Source organism: Paenarthrobacter sp. NPDC091669 (genome assembly GCF_044756725.1).
Taxonomy (GTDB): Bacteria; Actinomycetota; Actinomycetes; order Actinomycetales; family Micrococcaceae; genus Arthrobacter; species Arthrobacter bambusae_C.
In genome coordinates, this window is the sequence record NZ_JBIVTK010000005.1 from 64,582 (window position 1) to 70,708 (window position 6,127).

General features: G+C 61.5%; 3 protein-coding genes. 2 read left to right on the forward strand and 1 reads right to left on the reverse strand.

Annotated features, from left to right (window positions below; translation table 11 throughout):
- Positions 1 to 25: 25 nt before the first annotated feature.
- Entirely contained in the window at positions 26 to 1,489 is a 1,464-nt protein-coding gene (locus ACIQLI_RS10050) for a zinc-dependent metalloprotease (protein WP_400387712.1), read from the reverse strand.
- A gap of 210 nt (positions 1,490 to 1,699) precedes the next feature.
- Here ACIQLI_RS10050 and ACIQLI_RS10055 point away from each other — a divergent pair, with 210 nt between their 5' ends.
- Positions 1,700 to 2,836 (forward strand): PDZ domain-containing protein, encoded by a 1,137-nt coding sequence (locus tag ACIQLI_RS10055; protein WP_400387715.1) that lies wholly within the window; start codon positions 1,700 to 1,702, stop codon positions 2,834 to 2,836.
- A gap of 126 nt (positions 2,837 to 2,962) precedes the next feature.
- The gene (locus ACIQLI_RS10060) at positions 2,963 to 5,959 is read left to right on the forward strand and encodes a UPF0182 family protein (protein WP_400387718.1); all 2,997 of its coding nucleotides are present in this window, start codon (positions 2,963 to 2,965) and stop codon (positions 5,957 to 5,959) included.
- Positions 5,960 to 6,127: the final 168 nt, after the last annotated feature.

Genomic DNA, 6,127 nt, shown 5'->3' on the forward strand with positions numbered 1-6,127 from the left:
CTACTTAATGCTCCCGGGGGCTCGCCTACTTGGCCGGGCCCTCGGTGTCCGTGTCTTCGTCGTCAATTTCCTTGCCAGAAGTGTCTTCCGTTGTATCGCCCGGTTCCGGGGCATCCGCGGCGTCTCTATCCGCGGCTTCGTTGCTGTCATAGCCGCCGCTGAGCAGTTTCTGCAGGGCGTCGTCAACTTCGCTGTCGCTGGCTTCGGCCAACCTGCGGCGTTCGGAGAAGCCCTTGGGATCGTCCAGGTCTTCACCGGTGGGCAGCAGATCCGGGTGGTGCCAGATCGCGTCACGGCCGGCAATGCCGCGTTCTTCCTTCAGCGTTGCCCACAGGGTTGCGGCCTCCCTGAGCCTGCGGGGACGCAACTCCAAGCCAACAAGGGACGAGAACGCGTGTTCTGCGGGGCCACCCGTGGCGCGACGACGACGTACCGTCTCGCGTAGGGCAGTGGCGGAGGGAAGGACCTTGTCCGTGGCCTCGGCGGTGAGCTCGTCCACCCAGCCTTCAACCAAAGCGAGGGCGGTTTCGAGCTTCTCCAGGGCGGCCGTCTGCACCGGGGTCCGTTCCGGGGTGAAGACCCCCTGCGAGAGCGCTTCCTGGATTCCCTCAGGGTTGCTGGGATCAAGGTCCCGGGCGAGGTCTTCAATGCGGGACATATCTATGTGGATGCCTCGGGCGTAAGCCTCAATGGCACCCAGGAGGTGGCCACGCAACCACGGAACCTGGACGAACAGCCTGGCGTGTGCCGCTTCACGGACGGCAAGGAACAGACGGACGTCGTTCTCCGGGAGGCTGAGGCCTTCACCGAATTTGGCGACGTTGGCCGGCAACAGCGCCATTTCCAGGTCAGCCAGAGGAACACCGATATCGGTGGAGCTGACAACCTCGGCCGAAAGCGCGCCGATGGCCTGGCCCAGCTGCATGCCGAAGATTGCGCCGCCCATGTTCTGCAGCATTGACGAGGCACCGCCCATCATGGACTTCATTTCCTCGGGCATTTGCTGCGTGAGCGCAGTGGACAGGGCGTTGGCAACGCTGTTGGCAACGGGCTCGGTCAGCCGCTTCCACGTACCAAGGGTCGCCTCCACCCATTCTGCCCGGGACCACGCGCGGCCGATCAGGCCGGTTGCCGAAAGATCGGTCACGGGGTCCAACCAGAGTTCCGCAAGCCTGAGGGCTTCGTCGATCTCCCGCGCCTGCACGGCGTTCACTGAGGGATCGGTGCCTGCCGCTGCCACCCGCCGCGCATTCTCATGGGCAAGCTGCCAGTTCACGGGACCCTCGGAGGTGGAGCTCATCATGGCCTGGACTTGCGCGAACATCTGCTGGAGCAGTTGGGGATCGTTGGGCAGGCCGGCGGCCTTGGCCAGCTCGGCGGGATCGATGTTGCCCATGCCCTGGCCCCCCATCAGGTTCTGCAGCATTTCTGCCAGCGGATCCTTGGGAGTGTCGTCGTCGTTGGACGGATTGTTGGGGTTGGATGTCATGGTGCCGCCGATCGTCGAACTGGCTGGTGATCTCTTTCACCGTACCCCGCGGCCGTAGCGCTGTCTGCCCGGATGCGGCGTCGTTCGCTGTAGGCAAAGCAGCCCGCCAACGCTGGACCGCGTAGTGTTGATGTTTGGTATGTGCAGCTGCCGTCTTCGGTAGCAACAGCCATGGAACCGGTCACGCAATGCCGGCATAGAGAGGCCTCAATGCTAACTTCGCCCAGCCCCGAGGGCTCATTGGATCCGCGTCAAACGCCCGACGCCGATCCCTCCCCGGTGTCGCCGGCACCTCCCCGCGACACCAGGTACATGATCATGGTGATCTCAGGCCTTTTGGCACTGGGACTCGGCATTGGCGCTGCTGCCCTGCCGGTTCCCTACGTTATTGAGTCAGCGGGGCCCACGTTCAATACTTTGGGCAAAGACGGCGATAAACCCGTTATCAAGATCTCCGGACGCGAGTCCTTTCCCGCCGGCGGCAACCTGGATCTCACCACCGTGGTCATGACCGGCGGTCCAAAGAGCCCGGCCACCATCTTTGATGTTTTCCGTGCTTGGTTGGACAGTTCCAAAGCCATCTATCCCGAGGAACTGATCTACCCCAAGGGCACCACCGCTGAGCAAACGGTTCAAGAGGGCGAGATCGCCATGGAGACGTCCCAAGAGAATGCGTTCGCGGCCGCATTGCGGGAGCTGGATATCCCGTTTGAGCAAAGGCTGAATGTCGCGGGACTCTCGGAAGCTTCACCTTCAGCCGGGAAAATCCAGGAGGGCGACCTCTTGAAGTCCATCAACGGCAAAGCCATCACGTCCATGAGCGTGATCCAGGCCGAGCTGGCTGCCGGTGCAGGGGCTCCGGCCGTGGTGGTGGTCGAGCGGAAGGGGGCTCCGGTGACCGAAACCATCACGCCCACCAGGAATTCGGCCGACCGCTATGTCCTGGGTGTGCTCCTGGCCAGTGACTTTACGTTCCCGTTCGATGTCAGTATTTCTTTGGAGAACGTGGGTGGACCAAGCGCCGGTATGATGTTCGCCTTGGGAATCATCGACAACCTCGCCCCGGGTGACCTGACGGGCGGCAAACACGTGGCCGGCACCGGAACCATCACTGCCGATGGCGCCGTAGGTCCCATCGGTGGGATAGCCCAGAAGATGATCGGAGCACGGCAGCAGGGGGCCACCATGTTCCTGGCTCCCGCCGCCAATTGTGCTGACGTCGTGGGCCATGTTCCCGATGGATTACAGGTGGTCAAGGTCGAAACACTGGCCGATGCCACGGCCGCTGTGGAACGCCTCGGTTCGGGAGACGACACGACGGGCCTTCCCACCTGCACAAACAACTAGACTGGCGGTGGAACTTAGCTCCACCGCCACTCGTGGCATATATGACGGCCTCCGCCATATCCCAGCGGCAGAGAATGTCAACCACTCGCATACCGACTGTTCACTGACACCAATGAGGTACAGAGTTTGTCCCGTCCCGCCAGCTCCAACCCGCCCGGAAGATCACCGCTGAGACGAGGTGCCCTGACGCCGACGCTCATTGTCGTGGCAGTGGCCGTCGTCGGGTTCATTTTCTTCGCCAATGTGTGGACCGACGTCCTCTGGTACCAGCAGCTTGGTTTCTTCGAAGTGTACATACGCGAAAACCTGGCCAGGATCATCACGTTCCTGATCGGTTTCGCCATGATGTTCGCTGCTGTGTTCTTTGCCATCAGGATCGCGTACCGCTCCCGCCCCGTTTATGCCCCGGATGCCGAGTCGCGGGATAATCTCAACCGCTACCAAGCACAGCTTGAGCCTGTACGCAGGGTTGTCATGATCGGCCTGCCCATCCTGTTTGGCCTGTTCGCCGGCAGCGCAGCGGCCAGCCAGTGGCAGAAGGCCCTGCTGTTCTTCAATCAGGAGCCTTTCGGACAGACGGATCCACTGTTCAACCTCGACATCAGCTTCTACCTGATGTCGCTTCCTTTCCTGGGCTTCGTTACCGGCTTCCTGATCAGCATCGCCGTGGTGGCCGGTATCGCCGGAATCCTGACCCACTACCTTTACGGCAGCATCCGCCTGATGGAGCGCGGTATTTTCACCAGCCGCGCTGCCCAGATCCATATTGCTGTGACCGGTGCACTTTTCCTGGTCCTGCTGGGTGTCAACTTCTGGCTGGACCGTTACACCACGGTGCAGAGCAATTCCGGCCGCTGGGCCGGTGCCCTCTACACGGATGTCAATGCCGTTGTTCCCACCAAGGCGATCCTCGCGGTTGCCGCGGGGCTGGTGGCCATCCTGTTCATCATTGCCGCGATCATCGGGCGCTGGCGCCTGCCGGTCATCGGTACCGCCATGTTGGTCATCACCGCCATTCTGGCCGGCGGTGTCTATCCGTGGGTTATCCAGCAGTTCCAGGTACGTCCCTCGGAAAACACGTTGGAGAAGGAATTTATTGACCGAAACATCAAGATGACCCGGGCCGCGTATGGCTTGGACCAGATTGATGTCTCGGCCTACAACGCCACCACCACTGCCACGACCGGCGCGCTCGCTGCGGATGCGCAAACCACGGCGAACATCCGACTTCTGGACCCTAACCTTATTTCTTCGGCGTTTGCGCAGTTGGAACAGTACCGCCCGTACTATCAGTTCCCCCAGACCCTGAATGTTGACCGCTACATGGTTGACGGCAAGGTTCAGGACACTGTCATTGCAGTTCGCGAGTTGAACCCGGATGGCCTGAGCGCCAACCAGCAGACGTGGGTCAACAGGCACATCGTCTACACCCATGGTTACGGCGTTGTGGCTGCCAAGGGCAACAAGTTCACCGCCGATGGAAAGCCGGAGTTCCTGCAGTCCGGCATTCCGTCCAATGGTGTCCTGGGCAACGACACCACCTACGAGCCCCGCATCTACTTCGGCGAGAACTCTCCCGAGTACTCCATCGTGGGTGCCCCTGAGGGTGCGCCGAACCGGGAGCAGGACCGGCCAGCAGGCCGGGAGGGTGGGGGAGAGACCCAGTACACCTTCAGCGGCAATGGCGGTCCCAACGTTGGTAACTGGCTGAATCGGATCCTCTACTCCATCAAATTCCAGTCTTCGGACTTGTTGCTGTCTGATGGCGTCAACGCTGAGTCCCAGATCCTGTACGAACGCAATCCCCGCGAACGCGTCGAAAAGCTGGCCCCGTACCTGACCGTTGACGGCAATGCGTACCCCGCCGTTGTCGATGGTCGAGTGAAGTGGATTGTTGACGGCTACACCACCAGCCAGTACTTCCCGTATTCGCAGCCGCAGCAGTTGCAGAACGCAACTGCCGACTCCCAGACCAGCGCGGGTCGCACGGTTGCCTTGCCGAACAGCTCGGTCAACTACATCCGCAACTCGGTCAAGGCCACCGTGGATGCCTACGACGGTTCAGTGAACCTCTACGCCTGGGACGATCAGGACCCCATCCTGAAGGCCTGGCAGAAGGTCTTCCCGACCGTCATCAAGCCCTACTCGGAGATGTCGGGGGATCTCATGAGCCATGTTCGGTACCCGGAGGATCTTTTCAAGGTCCAGCGTGAGCTTCTGGGCCGTTACCACGTGACGGATCCGGACAGCTTCTACCAGAACAACGACGCTTGGAGCGTTCCGAACGATCCCACTGTTTCCGAAGCCGTCAAGCAGCCGCCGTTCTACATGTCGCTGCAGATGCCTGACCAGGAGAAGCCTGCCTTCCAGCTGACATCGTCCTTCATTCCACAGACGGTCAACGGCAGCGCGAGGAACATCCTGTACGGCTTCCTTGCTGCGGACTCTGATGCCGGAAATGTGAAGGGCGTCAAGGGAGAGAGCTACGGAAAACTGCGGCTCCTGGAGCTCCCAACCGATACCCAAGTCCCTGGGCCGGGCCAGGCACAGAATAAGTTCAACTCCGATCCAACCGTGTCCCAGGCGCTGAACCTCCTGCGACAAGGAGCCTCGGACGTTTTGAACGGCAACCTGTTGACGCTGCCCGTGGGTGGCGGTCTGCTGTACGTGCAGCCCGTCTACCTGAAGTCCACCGGTGAGACGTCCTACCCGACGTTGCAGCGCGTGCTGGTGGCTTTCGGTGACAAGATCGGCTTTGCGCCGACTCTGGACGAGGCCTTGGACCAATTGTTCGGTGGCAACTCCGGTGCTACGGCCGGCGATGCCGACAACAACGGCCAAACGCCTACCTCGCCTCCGGGCACCACGACGCCGCCTGCTGGGCCTACTGACGCGAAAGCCGACCTCAAGGCAGCGCTGGATGAGGCCAATAAGGCGATCACGGATGGCCAGGCCGCATTGGCGAAGGGCGATTTTGCCGCCTACGGTGCCCAGCAGACCAAGCTGTCTGAGGCGCTGAAGAAGGCCTTGGATGCGGAAACGCGTCTGGGTGCCACGGCGACTCCTTCGGCAACACCGGAAGCCAGCTCCAACGCTACGCCCTCGCCTTCTCCCAGCAGCTAGGCCGTGTAGCGAACAGCGACTGACAAGGGCCGGTGCCCGCTCCCTTCGGTGCGGTCACCGGCCTTTTCAGATGGGAGAGACGCACATCACGCAGCCAGGATTTGGTCTCCCATTCACCGGACGGTAATGTTGATCTTGCGACGCGGGGTGGAGCAGTTCGGTAGCTCG

Bases quoted from the DNA above. Each gene is read 5' to 3' on its own strand.
- ACIQLI_RS10055 (WP_400387715.1), top strand. From the start codon at position 1,700: ATGCTAACTTCGCCCAGCCCCGAGGGCTCATTGGATCCGCGTCAAACG.
- ACIQLI_RS10050 (WP_400387712.1), bottom strand. From the start codon at position 1,489: ATGACATCCAACCCCAACAATCCGTCCAACGACGACGACACTCCCAAG.